This window comes from Serratia sp. YWN4 (assembly GCF_055790845.1).
In genome coordinates this window covers 692,273-711,938 of sequence record NZ_CM147696.1, presented here as the reverse complement: position 1 = coordinate 711,938, position 19,666 = coordinate 692,273, and the positions used below count along the sequence as shown (strand labels likewise).

Below are 19,666 nucleotides of genomic sequence, written 5' to 3'. Positions count from 1 at the left end.
GTTAGCCTCATAACCCCTGCCATTTCAGTGGTAACCACTGCCAAGGCGCTTGCATCTCGGTATTGGCGGGCAGGACCAAGGCATAACTCTGCTGCCCGGCCAAGGCGGTCAGCTTGGGTAGCAGCAGCGTCTGAGCCGCGTTATAGAAGATGGGTTCCAGGTTCTTCGGCAGGCTGGCGAACACTTCCTGTTTGAACAACCCAGACAACGCTTCCGGGGCCATATAAGCAGGCACCACCGCCTGCTGCGGCAACACATCGGCGATCGGCGGGAAGTTTTTATCCAGCGTCTGTAAAGCCTTGTTCACCAGCTTGTCATCCAGCGAAAACAGCAGGGTCTGCTGATGGCGCGCCAGGCTGACGCGGAAGAACTGGCTGCCCGCCAGGCTCTGCTGCGCCGTGGACTCACTGAGCGGATACTGGCCGTAGCGGGAGCTAACTTCGCGCTGCCACAGCTTGGCCTGGTTTTTATTGCTTGCCACCACCGGCACCGGCTGCTTCTCTCTGGCACCGATCACCGTGTCAAACAGCCCAGCCAGTTTGTTATCGATCTGTGCATCCGCAGCGCTCTCCAAACGGCTGACAAACAGCGGCGTATAAAGATGCGAATCAGGATACCAGCACAAACCGCTGATCCCGCTCATCGCCAACGCTGGAGCATCAGCGTGTTCAGCAGAACTGGCGTTGTCACTGATGGCATCGACCCGCTGCAACAGGTATTCCGGTACGCTTTGCGAAACCGGCAGCGCCACACAGAAACTGGCACCCATCGGCATGGTTTTCCAGATTGGGCTGAAATCAAACGTGGCATTGCCCGCCGTTGACGGATCGTTCAGCGCCAGATAGCTCGCCCACCCTTGCGGCTGCATCTCAAAGCGAACACCGGCAAACGCCGGGACAAAGCGCTGATAACCAAACCCAAGATAGTTGGCGCTAACCGCAATACGGTGGGCCGTTTTATCGGTGCCCGAGGCGTTATCGCTGGCGGCATTACGCGCCTTCAGGCCAAAACTTTCCGGCCAAGGCGAGCCACCGCTCAGCAATACGCTGGCGATTTGCGAGGAGTCTTGCGAAGGAGCCTGCTGGTCATACAGCATGGCAATATCGGAAAACAGCAACAGATTGTCACCGTGGCTGGCAAACAGCAGGTGTTGATTACCACTGTAGCGTAACTGATAAACCGAAACCGTCTCATTGCCCACTTTGAAGGGGGAGAAATCCATCAGTCCCAGTTGAGTATCATCCGCCGCCACCTTGGCTAACGGCTCCAGCAAGCGTGCCAATCCACCGAGCTTGATCACTGCCATAAAATGATTGAGCTTGCCGCGTTCATCATGCCAAAGCGCAATACTCGCCGGTTGATCGAGGAGCGTTTCCAGCAGGTTATCGCGCAGCGTTAACTCATGTTCGAAGATAATGCGTCGCAGGCTACCGGCAAGACCCAGACGATCGGCATTATTCTGGTAATAGAAAACCAGATCCTCAGTCAGGGTGTCGCGCAGAAACGGGATCGCCAGCAGATCTTTAGGCAATCGGCTCAGGGATTCGCTTTCGATCAGCACATCGGGGTGATGCAGATCAATCTGCAGATCATTGTGCCAGACCAGTTCTTTGGGGGGAGAAATTTGATGAGGCAACATTAAAAAGCGCTGAATACCCCATGCAGCGGCAGAAATCACCAGAATAATACCCACTGCCCAAAATCCATATTTGCTGCGGCTCTGTTTTACCGCAGATGTAACATTCTTGTTATCAACAGTCATTATGGCCGTTCCACACTAGGCATGAAATATAACGCGACGCTTGAATCACCATGCGCCAAGAGATTAGGTCAACAAAAAGCCAGAAATCATTACTTTAATAATACTTTGCAGGCCATATTATTATGATTACAAATATGAAATAACCTTAAACCGACAAGCTCTGATTATTGCGGCAGTATACCCACCCCCATAGTTTGAGTCGAACAACAAATAATCTTATTTTTCAGGGCTTACGACCAGGCCAGCAATGCTGGATATAGCGGTGCTCAACCGATGTTTTTTTAGCCAGAACAAAACCGCTCATCAGCCATTCTTGATACTGCGGTTTCCATTTAATGGCATCCTGCATTCTGGATAAGAGGCTGAAAATATCAGACTTGCCCTATTCACCCTCCTTAAATCTATATTTTAGGATTTTTCTTGATAATGGGTTTACATCGATTCCTTGCAGTTTTCGCCTAAGTAATTCGTAAAAAAATTCGTATACGGATAAATTTTAACCCCTTATCAATCTATTACAGGCTAGGCATCAGGGCATACAGAGCGCGGAGCAAACACCTCTGTTGACGGGATAGGGGGAAGCATGTAACCATATTTTTGTTTAAAGAAACATTTATGATATATCACCCGCCTCATTCTGATATTAACTCGCGCACGTTTAGCGAATTCAAGTCTGGGACAGGATCAAACGTTAACGAATTGCTGCTGTTGCTCAGGGAATTGGGAATCTTTGCCTTAGGCAAAGACTCATTAATGTGGATGAAATTAAACCAACCGCTGTGAAACCAGTCGCTATGAGTATGAATAATAATCAATTCTTTTGAAATGATAAAAGATAATAAACGGCAATTATAAAATAATAAAACCAATTGATTTTATTGATTATTTTAATTCTATCGTACATTTTTAACAAACGGAGATTGTATTATGAAGAAAACCGCCAAGTGGTTTGTGGCTCTTGCAATAATCGGTTCTTTGGCTGGCTGTTCACGTACCGCACCAGTCGCTCAAATCCAGACCACCGTCAACGCTGGCCACACTGAAGCTCAAGTGAGAACGGCCATTCTGAAGGCTGGCATTCAACGTCAGTGGATCATGACAGAAGCAGGCCCAGGCGTTATTAATGGCCGCCTGCAATCTCGCGATCACGTTGCTGAAATCCGCGTCAATTATTCCGCTACCAGCTATTCCATCAACTATGCCAACAGCCTTAACCTGCAATCATCGGGTGGCAAAATTCATAAGAATTACAACCGTTGGGTACTCAATCTCAATAAAGATATTCAGTTGAACCTGTCCGCAGGTGCCGGGCTGTAATCTTTAGCGTTGATTACAATTGGGCTGGCAACGGCCCAATGACACCATTTTGTACCCGGTTAAGAGGTTGCTCAACAAATGTACCAACAGGACACGCTCAGTGCACTTGCCGCTATTACTGAGGCACAGCGTATTGCCTTTGCGCCTATGCTGTTTCAAACCGCGCTTTGTCTGCGCAATACTGGCGTACTGGCTTATTTGGATCAACAAGGAAAGCATGGCGCCTCGCTTGAAGAGATCACCGCTAACAGCAGCATCAATGAATACGCCGTCAGCGTTTTGCTGGATATGGGATTAAGCGGACGCATCGTTACCCATAAAGACGGATATTATTTCATTGCCAAAGTTGGGCATTTTCTGCTCCACGATACCATGACGCGTGTGAATATGGATTTCACTCAGGATGTCTGTTATCAGGGGCTGTTTTCTTTAGAAAGCGCGCTCAAAGAAGGCAAGCCAACCGGCTTAAAAGTGTTTGGCGATTGGCCAACCATTTACCCAGCATTGTCGCAGCTCCCCCAGGCGGCGCAAGCAAGCTGGTTCGCGTTTGACCATTACTATTCAGACGGTGCCTTTAACGCTGCACTGCCGCATGTCTTCGCCAGCAAACCCACCACCTTATACGATGTCGGCGGTAATACCGGGAAATGGGCGCTACGTTGCTGCCAATATGACGATAACGTCAGCATTACCCTGTTAGACCTGCCGCAGCAAATCGCGCTGGCACGCGAGAATATCGAACAAGCGGGATTATCACATCGCATCGGTTTCCATGCGGTCGATATGCTCAGCGACGCGCCATTACCCGGCGACGCAGATATCTGGTGGATGAGTCAGTTCCTTGACTGCTTCTCGCCGGAGCAGGTCGTTACCATGCTGAAAAAAGTCAGTAGCGTAATGAAACCCGGTGCTCGGCTGTGCATCATGGAACTGTTCTGGGACGCGCAAAAATTTGAAGCCGCCTCGTTCAGCCTGAATGCTTCATCGCTCTACTTTACCTGCATGGCTAACGGCAATAGCCGTTTTTATAGCGTTGAGAAGTTTTATCGTTACCTTGAAATGGCCGGTTTCCAGGTAGAAAAACGCCTTGATAACCTTGGGGTGGGGCATACCTTACTGATATGTCAAAAACATTAAACCTATGGCAGCGTTTGCGCTGCGCTGACGTGCTGCAACCTCGGCAGAGTCACCTTGCTGCGGATAGGTGCCGATGAAATTTGCCTTAAATCTTGTCGACTGGCAGGCCAGAGCGCCGGGCCTGAGTGACGCAGCGCAGTGGTGCCAATGGTCACAAAGCCCTGGTGCCATCGAGCCTTCCGCGCCACAGGCCAAGCTGACCGAACTTTCCATGATGACCGCGCGTCGTCTGGCTTCCGGCAGCCGGTTGGCGGTGGAGTGCGGGCTGGCTATGCTACGCCACCATCAGATAGATGCGGTGCTGTACACCAGCCGCCACGGTGAACTCGAGCGTAATTATCGCATTCTGGAAGCACTGGCGACCCAACAGCCGGTTTCACCTACCGATTTCACCATGTCGGTACATAACTCTGCGGTGGGTCATTTGACTATTGCAGCGCAAAAACCGGTGGTTTCCTCTTCACTTTCTGCCGGTATTGACACCTTCCAGCAGGGATTATGCGAAGTGATTTGCCTGCTACAGGCCGGTTACTCGCGGGTACTGATGGTGGATTTTGACGGTATGTTGCCCGAGTTTTACCACCCTCATCTGCCCGAAAAGATGCCCACCTGGGCCTATGCGGTAGCGCTGGTGTTTGAAGCCGGTGAAACATTGCAGTGTGCAAGCCAGGCAGGCAGCACAGGCGAAGAGCCCGAACTGCCGCAAAGCCTGCAATTTTTACGGCATTACTTAAAAGATACACCAACGTTTGCGATCTCCGGTGAGAGATCAATATGGCACTGGAGCCGGGCATGAGCAGCCTGTATGCGCGCATCAACTGGGTTTGGCGCCTGGTAATGACCGGTTTGTGCTTTGCCCTGTTTGGCGTTGGTGGCCTGCTGCTGTCGCTGGTGTGGTTTAACCTGCTGCTGGTGCTGTATCGCGACGGTGCCAAACGCCGCAGCCTGGCACGGCGCAGCATTGCCGCCAGCTTTCGCTTTTTTCTCTCGGCAGCCAAAACGCTGGGCGTGCTCGATTACCGCATCGAGGGTCTTGAGCTCCTGCGCCGAGAACGTGGTTGTCTGGTGGTGGCGAACCATCCGACCCTGATTGATTACGTGCTGCTGGCGTCGGTAATGCCCGAAACGGATTGTCTGGTGAAAAGCGCGTTATTGCGCAATCCGTTTATCGGCGGAGTGATCCGCGCGGCGGGTTACCTGATCAATAGTCAGGCCGATGAGTTATTGCCCGCCAGCCAACAACGCCTGGCGCAGGGCGATACTCTCCTGATTTTCCCCGAGGGCACGCGCACGCGCCAGGGTGAAAAAATGGTGCTACAACGTGGGGCTGCCAATATTGCCGTGCGCTGCGGCAGTGATTTGCGCGTAGTGGTGATCCATTGCAGCGAACATCTGCTGGATAAACAAAGCAGATGGTATGACATCCCGCCCAGAAAACCGCTGTTTCAGGTGATGGTTCGCGAGCGGGTGCAGATAAAACACTTTTTTGATGCGAAATCGCAAGAACCGGCGCTGGCCGCAAGGCAGCTCAACCGGCATCTTTTGCATCTGTTATCACCAGGTTTAACCCCTTTGTCAGGAATGAATAATGCAAGCGCTCTATCTTGAAATTAAAAATCTCATCATCAATACGCTGAATCTGGATGAACTGTCTGCCGACGATATCGACACCGATGCGGCCCTGTTTGGCGAAGGTCTAGGGCTGGACTCCATCGATGCCCTCGAGCTGGGGTTGATGGTGAAAAACCAATACGGCGTCGTGCTTTCCGCAGAGAGTGAAGAGATGCGCCAGCATTTCTACTCTGTGGCAACGCTGGCCGCTTTCATCCACGCTCAACGTGCCTGAGATACCCGCTATGACTGAACAACATGCTATTTATCAGGAAGTATCTGAACTTCTGAGCAAACTGTTTGAAATCGACCCTGAGGACATCAAGCCTGAGGCTCGTCTGTATGAAGATCTCGAGTTGGACAGCATCGATGCCGTCGACGTGATCGTGCATCTGCAGAAAAAGACCGGCAAGAAAATCAAACCGGAAACCTTTAAATCCGTGCGCACCGTGCAGGATGTGGTCGATGCGGTAGAAAACCTGCTGCGAGAAGAATAATTCTTCATGCGCGGTTCACGGTTAGGTATGCAACTGATCACAGCGCTGATGCTGCTGGCCTGGCCATTTCTTATCTGGTTTGGTCTGGCGCATAACGGCCTGCACTGGCTGCTGCCGCTGATGGCACTGTTGCTGATCTTGCGCGTGCGTCAGGTTCGCAAAACGCCCGGCCCGATGCGTTTGGTGGCGCAGGGCGTCGCGCTGGCGGGTATCGCCCTATGCGTAGCGAGCTATCTGCTGAAGGCGCACCAGCTATTGCTGTTTTATCCGGTGATGGTGAATCTGGTGATGCTCGCGGTCTTCGGCGGTTCACTGTGGAGTGCAATGCCGCTGATCGAACGCCTGGCTCGGCTGCGTGAACCGGATCTCCCCCCGGCTGGCGTGCGTTATACCCGTAAGGTGACGCAAGTCTGGTGCGTGTTTTTCATTCTGAACGGTGCGATTGCACTCTTTACCGCTCTGTATGGTGATATGTGGTTATGGACGGCCTGGAACGGCGTGATGGCCTATCTGCTGATGGGGATATTGATGGCGGGCGAATGGCTGGTGCGTTGCCGAGTGATAAAACGGGCCGCGCCATGAATCAGCCCTTCCCGCTGGCGCAGTGGCTAAGCGCGCTTCGCCCGAACGATACGCCGATCGCCTGGCTTGGCGAACAGACCTGGACGCTGGGGCAGTTGCGTTATGACGTCGCAATGTTGGTGAAAACGCTGCGACAGCGTGACGGCGAGCGCTGGGCGCTGTGTTTTGAAAACAGCTATCTGTTTATCGTCGCGTTGCTGGCCACGCTGCATGCGGGCAAAACCCCGGTGATCCCTGGGCATAGCCGGGTTTCGCTGCTGGAGGAGCAACAGGCGCTGTTCAACGGCGTGCTGGCAGACCGCGCGCTGGCCTGGAGCGGTGCCACCCTCGTGATCCAATCCGCCTATCAAAGCGCTGAGCACTTCGAACCGCTGCCGACCATTGCTCAAGCAGCCTATGTCGAACTGTTTACCTCCGGCTCCACCGGGCAACCGCGCCGCGTGGTGAAACCGATCGCCTGCCTTGATCGCGAAGCCTTGTTATTAGCCGGGCGCTTTGCTGAACGGCTCGCAGGCTGCCGCGTGGTGGCCTCCGTTGTCCCGCAACATCTGTACGGGCTGACCTTCCGTATCTTTTTGCCAATGGCATTAGGGTTGCCGCTGCACGCAGCGATGCTCTATTACACCGAACAACTGGCCGCCTTGGATCATGAACATAACTACGCCTTTATCAGCAGCCCAGCCTTTCTAAAACGTTTGGATCGTCAGCTCACGCCGCCGCCGGTAGCCCTGGTGCTTTCTGCCGGTGGCGTCCTGCCGTGGCAGCATGTGGTTCAAACCTCCCACTGGCTAGGCGTCTGGCCTGACGAAATCTACGGCAGTACAGAAACCGGGATTCTGGCCTGGTGCTATCGTCGGCAGGAAAACATTGCCTGGCAGCCTTTCCCAGGCGTACAGATCGCCGCCGAAGGCGACGCGTTCCGAGCTATTTCACCGCTGATTCACCAAACAAATGGTCTGCTGCTCGATGACATTCTGCTGTTTGACGATAACGGGCGCTTCCGCCTGCAAGGCCGCCGCGATCGGGTCGTCAAGATCGAAGAGAAACGTATTTCTCTGGATGAAATCGAACAGCGCCTGCTGGAGCTGGAAGGCGTGCGTGAAGCCGTTGCACTGCCGATCGCTCAAGGCGGTCGCCAAGGCATTGGCGCACTGCTGGTGCTGGATGAGCACGCACGGCAGCAATGGCAACAACGCGGCGGCACAGCGCAGGAACTGGCGTGGCGGCGTGAGCTACTGCCCCGAATGGAACCGGTCACCGTGCCCCGTTACTGGCGCGTGGTCGATGAGATCCCCGTTAACAGTATGAATAAGCGTGTTTATGCGCAATTACAGGAGTTATTTCATGAAGCCCCATGAAATTGAACGCCGTCAGACGCAGCCACAGCAGGCCGAAATCGTACTGCGGCTTGATCCAACCCTATTCTGGTTTAACGGCCACTTTGCCACGCAGCCGCTGTTGCCGGGTGTGGCACAGTTAGATTGGGTGATGCATTACGCCACCCAACTGCTGGCACCGGATTTTCGTTTTCACAGCATGCCGAACGTCAAGTTTCAGGCGCCTTTGTTGCCGGGGAACATTATTACGCTGACGCTGAATTGGCAGGAAGAGCGGCAGATATTAACCTTCAGCTATCAGCGCCATGACGGTGAAACCCGCCATACCGCCAGCAGCGGGAAGATCCGGCTATGTCGTTAACTGCCGCCGCTTTTAACCCTTGTGTGGTGATCCCCTGCTACAACCACGGTGCCATGATGGCACGCGTGCTCACACGCTTGCAGCCGTTTGGCTTACCCTGCCTGGTGGTGGACGATGGCAGTGACGAAAGCACACGCCTGGAGCTTGAACGCCTGGTCGCCAGCCACGCTGATATGACGCTGGTTCGCCTTGCGCACAACGTGGGCAAAGGTACGGCAGTGATTCGCGGGCTGGCAGAGGCTTCTCGCCGCGGTTTTACCCACGCGGTGCAGGTTGATGCCGATGGCCAGCATACCATTGAAGATATCCCCAAGCTGATCGGGCTGGCGCAGCAGCACCCCGAGGCGTTGATTTCCGGGCAACCGATTTATGACCACTCCATCCCGCGTTCGCGCCGCTACGGCCGCTGGATAACCCACGTTTGGGTGTGGATCGAGACGCTCTCTTTCCAGCTAAAAGACAGCATGTGTGGCTTCCGCGTTTACCCGATTGCCCCCACCTTGCAGTTGGCGCAAAAGGCGACGCTCGGTAAACGCATGGACTTCGACACCGAAGTGATGGTGCGCCTCTATTGGCAAGGCAACCGCAGCTACTTTGTGCCCACCCGCGTGACCTATCCGCGGGATGGTCTGTCGCACTTTGACGCGTTAAAAGATAACTGCCGCATCTCACTGATGCATACCCGTCTGTTCTTCGGCATGCTGCCGCGCATCCCTGCGCTGCTGTTTCGCCGCTCTGGTTCACACTGGGCGCGGCAGAAAGAGGTCAAGGGTTTGTGGGGGATGCGCTTCATGCTGGCCGTTTGGCGCTTGCTGGGCCGTACAGCCTTTGCGCTGCTGCTCTACCCGGTGGTAGCGATTTATTGGCTCACCGCCCATGATGCGCGCCGGGCCTCGCAGAGCTGGATCAAACGAGTACGCAGCGAGTTAACCGCGCGTTCACGCCCAATCCCTGCCAATTGCACCAGTTATCAGCATTTCCTGCGCTTTGGTGATGCCATGCTGGACAAAATCGCCAGTTGGCGCGGTGAACTGCAACTGGGGCGCGATGTGGTATTTGCACCTGAGGCCGAAGCCGCACTGGACGTTGCCTCTCCCACCGGCAAACTGCTGCTGGCCTCGCACTTAGGTGATGTCGAAGCTTGCCGCGCCCTGGCGCAACTGCAAGGCAGCAAGACCATCAATGCGCTGGTGTTCAGCGACAATGCCCAGCGTTTCAAACAGATTATGGCCGAGATGGCCCCGCAGGCCGGGTTGAATCTGATCCCGGTGAGCAATATCGGCCCAGATACCGCAATGTTGCTGAAAGAGAAGCTGGATCGCGGTGAATGGGTGGCGATCGTCGGCGATCGCGTTGCGGTCAATCGGCAACGCGGCGGCGACTGGCGCGTGATCTGGAGCCACTTTCTGGGCCAGCCTGCGCCCTTTCCGCAGGGCCCCTTTATTCTGGCTTCGGTATTACGCTGCCCGGTGTTACTGATTTATGCCCTGCGTCAGCAGGGGAAGCTGCATTTTCACTGCGAGCCGTTCGCCAACCCGCTGCTGTTACCCCGTGCCGATCGCCAAACCGCGCTCCAGTTGGCGGTAGATCGCTACGCCGAGCGCCTTGAGCATCATGCGCTGGCATCGCCGCTCGACTGGTTTAACTTTTTCGATTTCTGGCAACTGCCCGATCCACATTCAGATAAGGAGTAATGGTGTTGAACGATCCCCGCTTTACTGCCGAAGTAGAACTCACTGTTCCTTTCCACGATGTCGATATGATGGCGGTGGTGTGGCACGGCAACTACTTCCGCTACTTTGAAATCGCCCGCGAGGCGCTGCTGAACCAGTTTGACTACGGCTACAGGCAGATGAAAGCCTCAGGCTACATCTGGCCGGTGGTGGACACCCGCGTGAAGTACCGCAGTGTGCTGACTTTCGAGCAACGCATTCGCGTGCGCGCCACGCTGGAAGAGTATGAAAACCGCTTGCGCATTGCCTATCAGATTTTTGATGCCGCCAGCGGTAAACGCACCACCACCGGTTACACCATTCAGGTCGCGGTAGAAGAAAACAGCGGTGAGATGTGCTTCGTCTGCCCGGCCATTCTGTTTGAACGTATGGGAGTGACGCCATGAGATTTTTGCCTCTGCTGATCCTGCTGCTCAGCCCTTTTGCCAGCGCCATTACGCTGGATGAATTACAGCAGCGCTTTACCGAACAACCGGTAGTGCGCGCTCACTTTGATCAAACGCGCAGCATTAAAGATCTGCCACAGCCGCTGCGTTCGCAGGGGGAAATGGTGATCGCCCGCGATCAGGGGCTGCTGTGGGATCAGAAAGCACCGTTTACGATGACGCTGATGCTGGACGACTCACGCATGGTGCAAATCATTAACGGCCAGACACCGCAGGTGGTTACCGCGCAAAACAACCCGCAGATGTTCCAGTTCAACCATCTGCTGCGCGCGCTGTTCCAGGCCGATCGGAACGTGCTGGAGCAAAACTTCCGCCTTGATTTCCAAAATAAAGGTGAAGGCCGCTGGGCGTTAAGCCTGACGCCCACCACCACCCCGCTGGATAAAATCTTTGCCTCCCTGGAACTGGCCGGGCAACGCTACCTGGAAACCATCCAACTGAACGATAAGCAAGGCGATCGCACTACTATCGTCTTTTCCCAACACCGCCTGACGCCCGCGACCTTAACCGCTGATGAACACCAACGCTTTGCCGCGCACTAATACCAAGCGCCCAGCGCTGATCTGGGGTGCAGTATGTCTGGTGTTACTGGGCCTGCTGCTCAGCCTGTTACCGCAGGCGCGCATTAACAGCAGCGTGCTGGCGATGTTACCCAAACAGGCGCTGGGAGCCATCCCACCGGCGCTGAATGATGGCTTTATGCAGCGCCTGGACAAACAGCTGGTGTGGCTGGTCAGCCCCGGCAAGCAGGCCGACCCGGCGGCGGCGCAATACTGGCTCACACTCCTGCAACAATCCCAAACCCTAGGCGAAGTAAAAGGCCCAATGGATGCCGCCAGCCAGCAGGCTTGGGGTGCCTTTTTCTGGCAGCATCGCAATGGCGTGATCGATCACGCCACACGGGAACGCCTGCAAAACGGTGGCGAGGCTCAGGCGCAGTGGATCCTCTCACAGCTCTATTCGGCATTCTCCGGCGTGAACGGCAAAGAGTTGCAGAACGATCCGCTGATGCTGATGCGCGGTTCGCAGTTGGCCCTGGCGCAAAACGGCCAGCGCCTGCGGCTGATGGACGGCTGGCTGGTGACTCAGGACGATCAGGGCAACTACTGGTATTTACTGCATGGTGAACTGACAGGATCGTCGTTTGATATGCAGCAAACGCACCGGGTAGTCACCACGCTTAGCGCGCTGGAAAAGCAGCTAAAAGCGCATTATCCGCAGGCGCAACTGCTCTCACGCGGCACCGTCTTTTACAGCGACCATGCCAGCCAGCAGGCGAAACAGGATATCTCTACGCTGGGCGTTGCCACGATCCTTGGCGTGATCTTGCTAATTGTGGCGGTGTTCCGTTCGCTGCGCCCGCTGCTGCTGTGCCTGCTTTCCGTCGGCATCGGCGCGCTGGCCGGAACGGTAGCCACTTTGCTGCTGTTCGGCGAACTGCACCTGATGACGCTGGTGATGAGCATGAGCATCATCGGCATTTCTGCCGACTACACGCTCTACTACCTCACCGAGCGCATGGTACACGGCGGGGAAGTGTCGCCGTGGCAAAGCCTGCATAAAGTACGTCAGGCGCTGTTGTTGGCGCTGCTGACCACCGTTGCCGCCTATCTGATTATGATGCTCGCACCGTTTCCGGGGATCCGGCAGATGGCGGTCTTTGCCGCCGTGGGGTTGAGCGCCTCTTGCCTGACGGTGATCTTCTGGCACCCTTGGCTATGCCGCAAGTTACCGGTCCGGCCAATTCCGGCCATGGTATTACTGCTGCGCTGGCTGGCCGCTTGGCGGCGTGACAAGAGGCTGTCGTTGGGGCTGCCCGCCGCGTTGGCCGTGATCTCGCTGGCGGGGATCGCGACACTGCACGTCGATGATGACATTGCCCAACTACAGGCGCTGCCGCAGGGCATTCTGGCTCAGGAAAAAACCATTACCGCCCTGACCGGGCAAAGCGTCGATCAGAAATGGTTTGTGGTTTATGGCAGCACACCGCAACAAACGCTGGAACGCCTCGAGGCGTTCACTCCGGCGCTGGAACAGGCGCGCCACGCGGGCACCCTCAGCGGCTTTCGCTCGATCCCGCTGAATTCACTGGCACGCCAGCAGCAGGATCTCACGCTATTGCATCAGGCGGCTCCCGCCACCATCCGCGTGCTGCAAGGCGCAGGGTTAACGGCTGTCACCCCGGATCTGCAAGCTATGCCAGTGACCGTGGAAGACTGGCTCGCCAACCCGGCTAGCGAAGGCTGGCGCTTGATGTGGCTCACGCTGCCCAACGGTGAAAGTGGCGTGCTGGTGCCGGTTGAAGGCGTGGCAGACAGCGCCGCACTGAACGCGCTGGCGGCTAACCAGCCGGGGGTAGCGTGGGTCGATCGCAAAAGCACCTTTAACGCGCTATTCGCCCTCTATCGCGCAGTGCTCACCGGCCTGCTGATCGTGGCACTGGCGGTGATTGCCTGCGGTGCGGTAGTGCGCCTCGGCTGGCGTAAAGGGTTCATCAGCCTGGTGCCGTCATTGTTATCGCTCAGCTGCGGGCTGGCGGCTTTATCCTTCAGCGGCCATGCGGTGAACCTGTTTTCGTTACTGGCGTTGGTTTTAGTGCTGGGTATTGGCATCAACTACACGCTGTTTTTCAGTAATCCGCGCGGTACGCCGCTGACCTCGTTGCTGGCGATCACGCTGGCGATGATGACCACCTTACTCACGCTGGGCATGCTGGTGTTTAGCGCCACGCAGGCGATCAGCAGTTTCGGGATTGTGCTGGTGAGCGGCATCTTTACCGCTTTCCTGCTCTCCCCGCTGGCCATGCCTGGCCGTAAAGAGAGAAACAGATGATAAGACACAACTTTTGGCGCGCCGCTACCCTGCTTGGCGTGCTGTTGATGGCCGGCTGTAGCCACTCGCAGCGCCCTGCAGAAGCAACCGCCCCGCAGGCGTGGCTTGAGCCTGGCGTGCGCGTCACGCTGCCAGCACCGGGCATCACCCCGGCAGTCAATTCCCAGCAGTTGCTGACCGGCAGCGTCAACGGGCAAACGCAATCGTTGCTGGTGATGCTGAACGCCGACGCCAACAAAATCACCCTGGCCGGGCTCTCCTCCGTCGGTATCCGTTTATTTTTGGTCACCTATGACCCAAAAGGCATCCATACCGAGCAGTCGATCGTTGTGCCACAGCTCCCGCCTGCCAGCCAGGTGCTGGCCGACGTGATGCTCAGCCACTGGCCAATCAGCGCCTGGCAGAGCCAATTGCCAAAAGGCTGGACGCTGATCGATCGGGACGATAAGCGTGAGTTGCGCAACGCCAGTGGCAAACTGGTCACCGAGATCGCTTATCTGCAACGTAAAGACAAGCGTGAACCGATCAGCATCAGGCAGCACGCGTTTAAATACCACATCACCATTCAATATCTGGGCGACTGATATGATCTACATTTCTGCCGTCGGTATGATTAACGCACTGGGCCAGTCGACAGAGGAGATTGCGGCCAATCTGACTCGCGGCGTTGCGCCCGGTATGCGCAGCCGTGCAGGTTGGTTGCAGAACCCACCGCAGGCGGTGTTAGGCGCTGTGGAAGGCGAACTACCCGCGATTCCCGACAGCTTTGCCGCCCACCGCAGCCGCAATAACCAGTTGTTACTGGCTGCCCTGGCACAAATTCAGCCAGTGGTGGATGAAGCCATTCTTCGCGTTGGCCGCGAGCGCATCGCCGTGGTGCTGGGCACCAGCACTTCCGGGCTGGATGAGGGCGATCGGCACGTTGATCGCTTACTCAATGGTGAAGCGAGTTCTAGCTGGCAATATGCGCAGCAGGAGCTGGGCGATCCGTCGCGCTTTCTCAGCCACTGGCTGGGGCTGAACGGACCAGCCTTTACCCTTTCCACCGCCTGCTCCTCCAGCGCCCGGGCGATGATCAGCGGGCGACGGCTGATCGAGGCGGGTCTGGCAGATATCGCGATCGTCGGCGGTGCGGACACGTTAAGCCGCATGCCGATCAACGGTTTTCATAGCCTGGAATCCCTATCCACCCTCCTTTGCCAGCCGTTTAGCCGCGATCGCTACGGCATTACCATTGGCGAAGGCGCGGCACTGATGGTGCTGACCCGCGAACCGCAGCCCATTGCGCTGCTGGGAATCGGTGAATCCAGCGATGCTTATCATATTTCAGCCCCACACCCGCAGGGCGCAGGGGCGATCCGCGCTATTCAGCAGGCGCTAGGGGAAGCCGGGCTACAACCCGAAGAGGTGGGTTACATTAATCTGCACGGCACTGCCACGTTACTCAACGATCAGATTGAAGCCAAAGTGGTACAGGATCTGTTTGGTGAGCAGGTCCCTTGCAGTTCCACCAAACATTTAACCGGCCATACGCTGGGTGCGGCGGGCATCACCGAAGCCGCGATCGGCGTGCTCATCCTGCAACAGAATCTGCCATTGCCGCCGCAGAATTTCAGCCACTCACCGTTGGATCCCACATTACCCGCCTGTGGCGTACTGCACGCCGCAGCGCCGCTGGCGCGCCCGGTGATTTTGTCCAACTCCTTCGCCTTTGGCGGTAATAACGCCAGCATCCTGCTGGGGAGAATTGCATGAGCCACTATTTACCCCCGGCGAACTATCTGCCGCACGACGCCCCAATGCTGCTGCTGGCAGAAGTGGTGAACGTCGCCGATGAAGACGCACACTGCCGCGTCACGGTCACACCTAACGGCGTATTAGCCCCGTTTCTCGACGCACAGGGCGATTTGCCCGGTTGGTACACACTGGAGCTGATGGCGCAAACCATCGGCGTCTGGTCGGGTTGGCATCGCCAGCAGCAAGACCAGCCAAATATCGCTCTCGGCATGGTGCTCGGTGCCAGAGAGTTAATCTGCGCTGCGGGCAAACTGCCCGCAGGCGTAACGCTTGATATTCAGGTCAAACTACTGATGCAGGATCAACGTTTCGGTAGCTTTGACTGCACTATCCGCGTGGGAGATAACACGCTGGCCACCGGCCGCGTCAACACCTTTCAGCCCGCGCCGGAAGAATTAACATTACTTTTTAATCAGGGATCCACAGCATGAGTCGTTCAGTTCTGATCACTGGCGCCAGTAAAGGTATCGGACGCGCCATTGCCTGCCAGTTAGCGGCTGATGGGTTTGTGGTAGGCGTACACTACCATCGGGATGAGGCCGGCGCTCAGGCAACACAGGATGCCATTACCGCCGCAGGCGGGCAAGGCCGTCTGCTGTGTTTTGACGTGGGCAACCGCCAGCAATGCCGCGAAGTTCTCGAACAGGACATGGCCAAACACGGGCCGTGGTACGGCGTGGTCAGCAACGCGGGTATCGCCCGTGATGCCGCCTTTCCAGCCTTGAGCGATGACGATTGGGATGCGGTCATCCACACCAATCTCGACAGCTTCTACAACGTGATTCAGCCATGTGTGATGCCAATGATTTCAACGCGCAAAGGCGGCCGCATTATTACGCTCTCTTCCGTTTCTGGCCTGATGGGCAACCGCGGGCAAGTTAACTACAGCGCCGCCAAAGCGGGCATTATTGGCGCAACCAAAGCGCTGGCGATCGAACTGGCGAAGCGCAAAATTACCGTTAACTGTATTGCGCCCGGCTTGATTGATACCGGCATGATCGAAATGGAAGACGCCGCGCGGCAAGAAGCGATCGCTATGATCCCGATGAAACGTATGGGCCAGGCGGAAGAAGTCGCCGGGCTGGCGAGCTATTTGATGTCAGATATTGCAGGTTACGTGACCCGTCAGGTGATCTCGATCAACGGAGGGATGTTATGACACGCCGCGTAGTGATTACAGGCATGGGCGGCGTCACCGCCTTGGGTGAAAGCTGGCAGGCAGTATCCAGCAGGCTGCTGGCCTATAAAAACGCCGTGCGCAAAATGCCTGAATGGCAAATCTATGCGGGCCTGCATACGCTGCTGGGCGCGCCCATCGATGATTTTGTGCTGCCAGACCACTACACCCGTAAGCGGATCCGCTCCATGGGCCGGGTGTCACTGATGTCGACCCGCGCGACCGAACTGGCGCTGGAGCAGGCCGGGCTGATTGACGATCCGGTGCTAACCAACGGCCAGACCGGCATTGCTTATGGCTCATCAACCGGCAGTACCGGCCCGGTGAGCGAATTCGCCACCATGTTGACCGAGAAACATACCAACAATATTACCGGCACCACCTACGTGCAGATGATGCCGCACACCACGGCGGTCAATACCGGGCTGTTCTTTGGCCTGCGCGGGCGGGTGATCCCCACCTCCAGCGCCTGTACCTCGGGCAGCCAAGCCATTGGTTACGCCTGGGAAGCCATTCGTCACGGTTATCAAACGGTGATGGTTGCCGGGGGCGCAGAGGAATTATGCCCTTCCGAAGCGGCGGTGTTCGATACGCTGTTTGCCACCAGCCAGCGCAATGATCAGCCACACACCACGCCCTCGCCGTTTGACCAGCAACGTGATGGCCTGGTGATTGGTGAAGGCGCAGGTACGCTGATCCTCGAAGAGCTGGAACATGCCAAAGCGCGCGGCGCGACGATCTATGGCGAGGTGATCGGCTTTGCCACCAACTGCGACGCCGCACACATCACGCAACCACAGCGCGAAACCATGCAGATTTGCATGGAGCAATCGCTGCGGATGGCCGGTTTAAGCCCGCGCGATATCGGCTATATTTCCGCCCACGGCACCGCCACCGACAGAGGGGATATTGCTGAAAGTCTGGCCACGGCGGAGATCTACGGCGATAGCGTGCCGATTTCATCCTTGAAAAGCTACTTTGGCCACACGCTGGGTGCCTGTGGCGCACTGGAAGCCTGGATGAGTTTACAGATGATGCGTGAAGGCTGGTTCGCTCCGACGCTCAACCTGCAGACCCCAGACGAGCAGTGCGGCGCGTTGGATTACATCATGGGGGAAGCCCGCCACATCGATTGTGAATTCCTGCAAAGCAATAATTTCGCCTTTGGTGGCATCAACACCTCGATTGTAATCAAACGCTGGGCATAGTTTTAGACTGCACGATATAACACGCAGGCGAAGTCATTCTGAACGACTTCGTCTGCATAATCCCCCTATCTCTTATTCTATTGGCTATGTGATTCCCGCCATGCATTAATCATCTCTTTAACCGCCTAATCAGATAATCGCGTTACCTTGGCTTCAGACGGAAAAGAAAATAGAACCAACGTTAATGCAAAAGCAGAAATATAAAACTTCATTAATAATGTCATGGTGTTATATCCCCTTCACACCTGAAAATGGGGCAATTGGCCGCCTTCATTTACCCCTGTTGCTGGCTTATGTAAGCTTCTAAGCCTTGGTTCAGTTGCCGCCTTCCTGCGGCTTGGATTTTTCAGGGTAGATAGAATCAGGACAATGTCGTTACTGCAATAAACTTTACACGCTGCAAAACATGGCTCAAGAAGTCATCTGATTAATGAGCACCTATAAAAAGTTAAATAGGTATTTCATTATCACCGGGAGTGACAAGAAATATTCCCGCGTCGGCAACACACACTATCATGCCCTTCAGTAGACAGGGTTCAACAGCGAATGCACTCTTCATCAGATCACTTCGCAACGCCCAAGCGGCCCACTCCCACACACGGCTGGCAAGATGCCCAACGCTTTGGGGCAGCATATCGACTCGCTCCCCTTCGTAATGACCACCATTGAGTGGCTTCGCTCAAAGAGCCAGAACCCGATATCCTTAAATAATATGTGTGAAAGCAAACCTACCTAAAAACCGGTAAATATAGTGTTTACTTTATTAATTTCATTTCTTACTTTTTAATAAGAATACTCCCAATAAAATCAGTAATAATCTTAATAAACCGCGCATTATCTTAGACTGAAAGCGATTTTTGATAAAAAACACTAATCATTTAAGAGGCGAATTTCTTAGTAATTATCAGATTATTGCTGAATTTACCTAAAAATCAGGAATTATCCTTATACAAAAATAAAAAAAAGAACTACCATGTGAATAGGTTAGGACAATCTAATCATCTGACACATGGTACATCTGAAATACAACACACTTTGGAGGGATTATTTCTTATGTAACAACATTATTATGGCAGTGATAACACACCCGGTTTTCTTTAACGTTAGTGTTTTTATTTAATACATACCCGTTAACCTTAATTGATTTTATAAATACAGAGAGGACATTATGAAAAGTAGGAAGTATTTAACAACATCAGAAGTAAAGAGATTAATTAATGCTATTGGGCAGGGAGATAATTCCGATAGAGATTGTTGCCTAATCTGGATGTGCTTTCTACACGGCTGCCGTGTCAGTGAACTCAATTCGTTACGTCTCTCAGATATCGATCTGGAAGGTAGGACCATCATGATTAATCGACTAAAAAATGGCTTTTCGACCATACACCCGTTGTTTGAAATTGAGATGCAACCATTGCAAAAATGGTTAAGTAAGCGATTGAATTACAACGGTAGTGATAGTGAATGGCTGTTTCTTTCACGTCAGGGCAACCGCCTTTCCCGCCAGCAGATCTACAAAATGATGCGCAAATATGGACGTGAATCAGCACTGTCAATTGCACCTCATCCGCATATGTTACGTCATGCCTGTGGTTATGCTCTGGCGGATAAAGGAATTGACACACGTCTGATTCAAGATTATTTAGGGCATAGGAACATTCGTCATACGGTGTTATATACGGCAAGTAATTCGAGGCGGTTTTTAAATATCTGGTGAATTGTAACAAAAAATTACTAGGTGATCATTTTGGGCTAAACTGGAGCCCATAGTAATGTCCACAATTCCTCCGTGTCAACTGTCCTGTTATCCATATCACCAACTTAGATAAACCGTTTAAATTCAAATGATTAACCATTATCAGCCTCCCG

The 19,666-nt window shown here is 54.6% G+C and carries 20 protein-coding genes; 19 read left to right on the top strand and 1 reads right to left on the bottom strand.

Annotated features, from left to right (window positions below; all coding sequences use genetic code 11):
* Nucleotides 1-7: 7 nt before the first annotated feature.
* Nucleotides 8-1,762, bottom strand: coding sequence for a DUF2138 domain-containing protein (locus ACX9GT_RS03350; RefSeq protein ID WP_473189806.1), 1,755 nt, complete (start codon nt 1,760-1,762; stop codon nt 8-10).
* 927 nt (nt 1,763-2,689) lie between these two features.
* Here ACX9GT_RS03350 and ACX9GT_RS03345 point away from each other — a divergent pair.
* From ACX9GT_RS03345 to ACX9GT_RS03255, 19 genes are all read left to right on the top strand, one after another.
* A complete protein-coding gene (locus ACX9GT_RS03345; RefSeq protein WP_473189805.1) occupies nt 2,690-3,079 on the top strand; it encodes a lipoprotein in 390 nt (129 codons plus the stop codon).
* A gap of 78 nt (nt 3,080-3,157) precedes the next feature.
* Entirely contained in the window at nt 3,158-4,216 is a 1,059-nt protein-coding gene (locus ACX9GT_RS03340) for a methyltransferase (protein ID WP_473189804.1), read from the top strand.
* A gap of 73 nt (nt 4,217-4,289) precedes the next feature.
* Nucleotides 4,290-5,012, top strand: coding sequence for a beta-ketoacyl synthase chain length factor (locus tag ACX9GT_RS03335; protein WP_473189803.1), 723 nt, complete (start codon nt 4,290-4,292; stop codon nt 5,010-5,012).
* Nucleotides 5,009-5,824: a lysophospholipid acyltransferase family protein gene (locus tag ACX9GT_RS03330; RefSeq protein WP_473189802.1), complete on the top strand. Its 816-nt coding sequence runs from the start codon at nt 5,009-5,011 to the stop codon at nt 5,822-5,824. Before ACX9GT_RS03335 ends, ACX9GT_RS03330 begins: the two co-directional genes overlap by 4 nt.
* Complete coding sequence (locus tag ACX9GT_RS03325; protein WP_473189801.1) at nt 5,805-6,062, top strand: phosphopantetheine-binding protein; 258 nt, start codon at nt 5,805-5,807, stop codon at nt 6,060-6,062. Before ACX9GT_RS03330 ends, ACX9GT_RS03325 begins: the two co-directional genes overlap by 20 nt.
* A 10-nt stretch (nt 6,063-6,072) precedes the next feature.
* On the top strand, nt 6,073-6,324 hold the full coding sequence (locus ACX9GT_RS03320; RefSeq protein ID WP_473189800.1) for an acyl carrier protein: 252 nt from the start codon (nt 6,073-6,075) through the stop codon (nt 6,322-6,324).
* 6 nt (nt 6,325-6,330) lie between these two features.
* On the top strand, nt 6,331-6,906 hold the full coding sequence (locus ACX9GT_RS03315) for a COG4648 family protein (protein WP_473189799.1): 576 nt from the start codon (nt 6,331-6,333) through the stop codon (nt 6,904-6,906).
* Nucleotides 6,903-8,264: an AMP-binding protein gene (locus tag ACX9GT_RS03310; RefSeq protein ID WP_473191498.1), complete on the top strand. Its 1,362-nt coding sequence runs from the start codon at nt 6,903-6,905 to the stop codon at nt 8,262-8,264. Before ACX9GT_RS03315 ends, ACX9GT_RS03310 begins: the two co-directional genes overlap by 4 nt.
* Entirely contained in the window at nt 8,251-8,604 is a 354-nt protein-coding gene (locus tag ACX9GT_RS03305) for an ApeI family dehydratase (RefSeq protein ID WP_473189798.1), read from the top strand. The genes ACX9GT_RS03310 and ACX9GT_RS03305 overlap by 14 nt, the downstream gene beginning before the upstream one ends.
* Nucleotides 8,595-10,298: a glycosyltransferase family 2 protein gene (locus tag ACX9GT_RS03300; RefSeq protein WP_473189797.1), complete on the top strand. Its 1,704-nt coding sequence runs from the start codon at nt 8,595-8,597 to the stop codon at nt 10,296-10,298. Before ACX9GT_RS03305 ends, ACX9GT_RS03300 begins: the two co-directional genes overlap by 10 nt.
* A gap of 2 nt (nt 10,299-10,300) precedes the next feature.
* Nucleotides 10,301-10,723, top strand: coding sequence for an acyl-CoA thioesterase (locus ACX9GT_RS03295; protein WP_473191497.1), 423 nt, complete (start codon nt 10,301-10,303; stop codon nt 10,721-10,723).
* Entirely contained in the window at nt 10,720-11,325 is a 606-nt protein-coding gene (locus ACX9GT_RS03290; RefSeq protein WP_473189796.1) for an outer membrane lipoprotein carrier protein LolA, read from the top strand. The genes ACX9GT_RS03295 and ACX9GT_RS03290 overlap by 4 nt, the downstream gene beginning before the upstream one ends.
* Nucleotides 11,294-13,615, top strand: a complete 2,322-nt coding sequence (locus tag ACX9GT_RS03285; protein ID WP_473191496.1) for an MMPL family transporter — start codon at nt 11,294-11,296, stop codon at nt 13,613-13,615. Before ACX9GT_RS03290 ends, ACX9GT_RS03285 begins: the two co-directional genes overlap by 32 nt.
* A complete protein-coding gene (locus ACX9GT_RS03280) occupies nt 13,612-14,199 on the top strand; it encodes a DUF3261 domain-containing protein (RefSeq protein WP_473189795.1) in 588 nt (195 codons plus the stop codon). Before ACX9GT_RS03285 ends, ACX9GT_RS03280 begins: the two co-directional genes overlap by 4 nt.
* 1 nt (nt 14,200) lies before the next feature.
* Nucleotides 14,201-15,370 carry a beta-ketoacyl-[acyl-carrier-protein] synthase family protein gene (locus ACX9GT_RS03275; RefSeq protein ID WP_473189794.1) on the top strand — a complete coding sequence of 390 codons (1,170 nt, stop codon included), beginning with the start codon at nt 14,201-14,203 and terminating at the stop codon, nt 15,368-15,370.
* Nucleotides 15,367-15,843, top strand: coding sequence for a hotdog family protein (locus ACX9GT_RS03270; protein WP_473189793.1), 477 nt, complete (start codon nt 15,367-15,369; stop codon nt 15,841-15,843). Before ACX9GT_RS03275 ends, ACX9GT_RS03270 begins: the two co-directional genes overlap by 4 nt.
* Nucleotides 15,840-16,571, top strand: coding sequence for a 3-ketoacyl-ACP reductase FabG2 (locus ACX9GT_RS03265; RefSeq protein ID WP_473189792.1), 732 nt, complete (start codon nt 15,840-15,842; stop codon nt 16,569-16,571). Before ACX9GT_RS03270 ends, ACX9GT_RS03265 begins: the two co-directional genes overlap by 4 nt.
* The gene (locus tag ACX9GT_RS03260) at nt 16,568-17,797 is read left to right on the top strand and encodes a beta-ketoacyl-ACP synthase (RefSeq protein WP_473189791.1); all 1,230 of its coding nucleotides are present in this window, start codon (nt 16,568-16,570) and stop codon (nt 17,795-17,797) included. The genes ACX9GT_RS03265 and ACX9GT_RS03260 overlap by 4 nt, the downstream gene beginning before the upstream one ends.
* Nucleotides 17,798-18,965: 1,168 nt before the next feature.
* The gene (locus tag ACX9GT_RS03255) at nt 18,966-19,514 is read left to right on the top strand and encodes a tyrosine-type DNA invertase (protein WP_473189790.1); all 549 of its coding nucleotides are present in this window, start codon (nt 18,966-18,968) and stop codon (nt 19,512-19,514) included.
* The last annotated feature ends 152 nt before the right edge of the window (nt 19,515-19,666 follow it).

Bases quoted from the DNA above. Each gene is read 5' to 3' on its own strand.
- ACX9GT_RS03270 (WP_473189793.1), top strand. From the start codon at position 15,367: ATGAGCCACTATTTACCCCCGGCGAACTATCTGCCGCACGACGCCCCA.
- ACX9GT_RS03350 (WP_473189806.1), bottom strand. From the start codon at position 1,762: ATGACTGTTGATAACAAGAATGTTACATCTGCGGTAAAACAGAGCCGC.
- ACX9GT_RS03305 (WP_473189798.1), top strand. From the start codon at position 8,251: ATGAAGCCCCATGAAATTGAACGCCGTCAGACGCAGCCACAGCAGGCC.
- ACX9GT_RS03265 (WP_473189792.1), top strand. From the start codon at position 15,840: ATGAGTCGTTCAGTTCTGATCACTGGCGCCAGTAAAGGTATCGGACGC.
- ACX9GT_RS03275 (WP_473189794.1), top strand. From the start codon at position 14,201: ATGATCTACATTTCTGCCGTCGGTATGATTAACGCACTGGGCCAGTCG.
- ACX9GT_RS03340 (WP_473189804.1), top strand. From the start codon at position 3,158: ATGTACCAACAGGACACGCTCAGTGCACTTGCCGCTATTACTGAGGCA.
- ACX9GT_RS03315 (WP_473189799.1), top strand. From the start codon at position 6,331: ATGCGCGGTTCACGGTTAGGTATGCAACTGATCACAGCGCTGATGCTG.
- ACX9GT_RS03300 (WP_473189797.1), top strand. From the start codon at position 8,595: ATGTCGTTAACTGCCGCCGCTTTTAACCCTTGTGTGGTGATCCCCTGC.
- ACX9GT_RS03325 (WP_473189801.1), top strand. From the start codon at position 5,805: ATGCAAGCGCTCTATCTTGAAATTAAAAATCTCATCATCAATACGCTG.
- ACX9GT_RS03345 (WP_473189805.1), top strand. From the start codon at position 2,690: ATGAAGAAAACCGCCAAGTGGTTTGTGGCTCTTGCAATAATCGGTTCT.
- ACX9GT_RS03260 (WP_473189791.1), top strand. From the start codon at position 16,568: ATGACACGCCGCGTAGTGATTACAGGCATGGGCGGCGTCACCGCCTTG.
- ACX9GT_RS03310 (WP_473191498.1), top strand. From the start codon at position 6,903: ATGAATCAGCCCTTCCCGCTGGCGCAGTGGCTAAGCGCGCTTCGCCCG.
- ACX9GT_RS03320 (WP_473189800.1), top strand. From the start codon at position 6,073: ATGACTGAACAACATGCTATTTATCAGGAAGTATCTGAACTTCTGAGC.
- ACX9GT_RS03330 (WP_473189802.1), top strand. From the start codon at position 5,009: ATGAGCAGCCTGTATGCGCGCATCAACTGGGTTTGGCGCCTGGTAATG.
- ACX9GT_RS03255 (WP_473189790.1), top strand. From the start codon at position 18,966: ATGAAAAGTAGGAAGTATTTAACAACATCAGAAGTAAAGAGATTAATT.
- ACX9GT_RS03290 (WP_473189796.1), top strand. From the start codon at position 10,720: ATGAGATTTTTGCCTCTGCTGATCCTGCTGCTCAGCCCTTTTGCCAGC.
- ACX9GT_RS03335 (WP_473189803.1), top strand. From the start codon at position 4,290: ATGAAATTTGCCTTAAATCTTGTCGACTGGCAGGCCAGAGCGCCGGGC.
- ACX9GT_RS03280 (WP_473189795.1), top strand. From the start codon at position 13,612: ATGATAAGACACAACTTTTGGCGCGCCGCTACCCTGCTTGGCGTGCTG.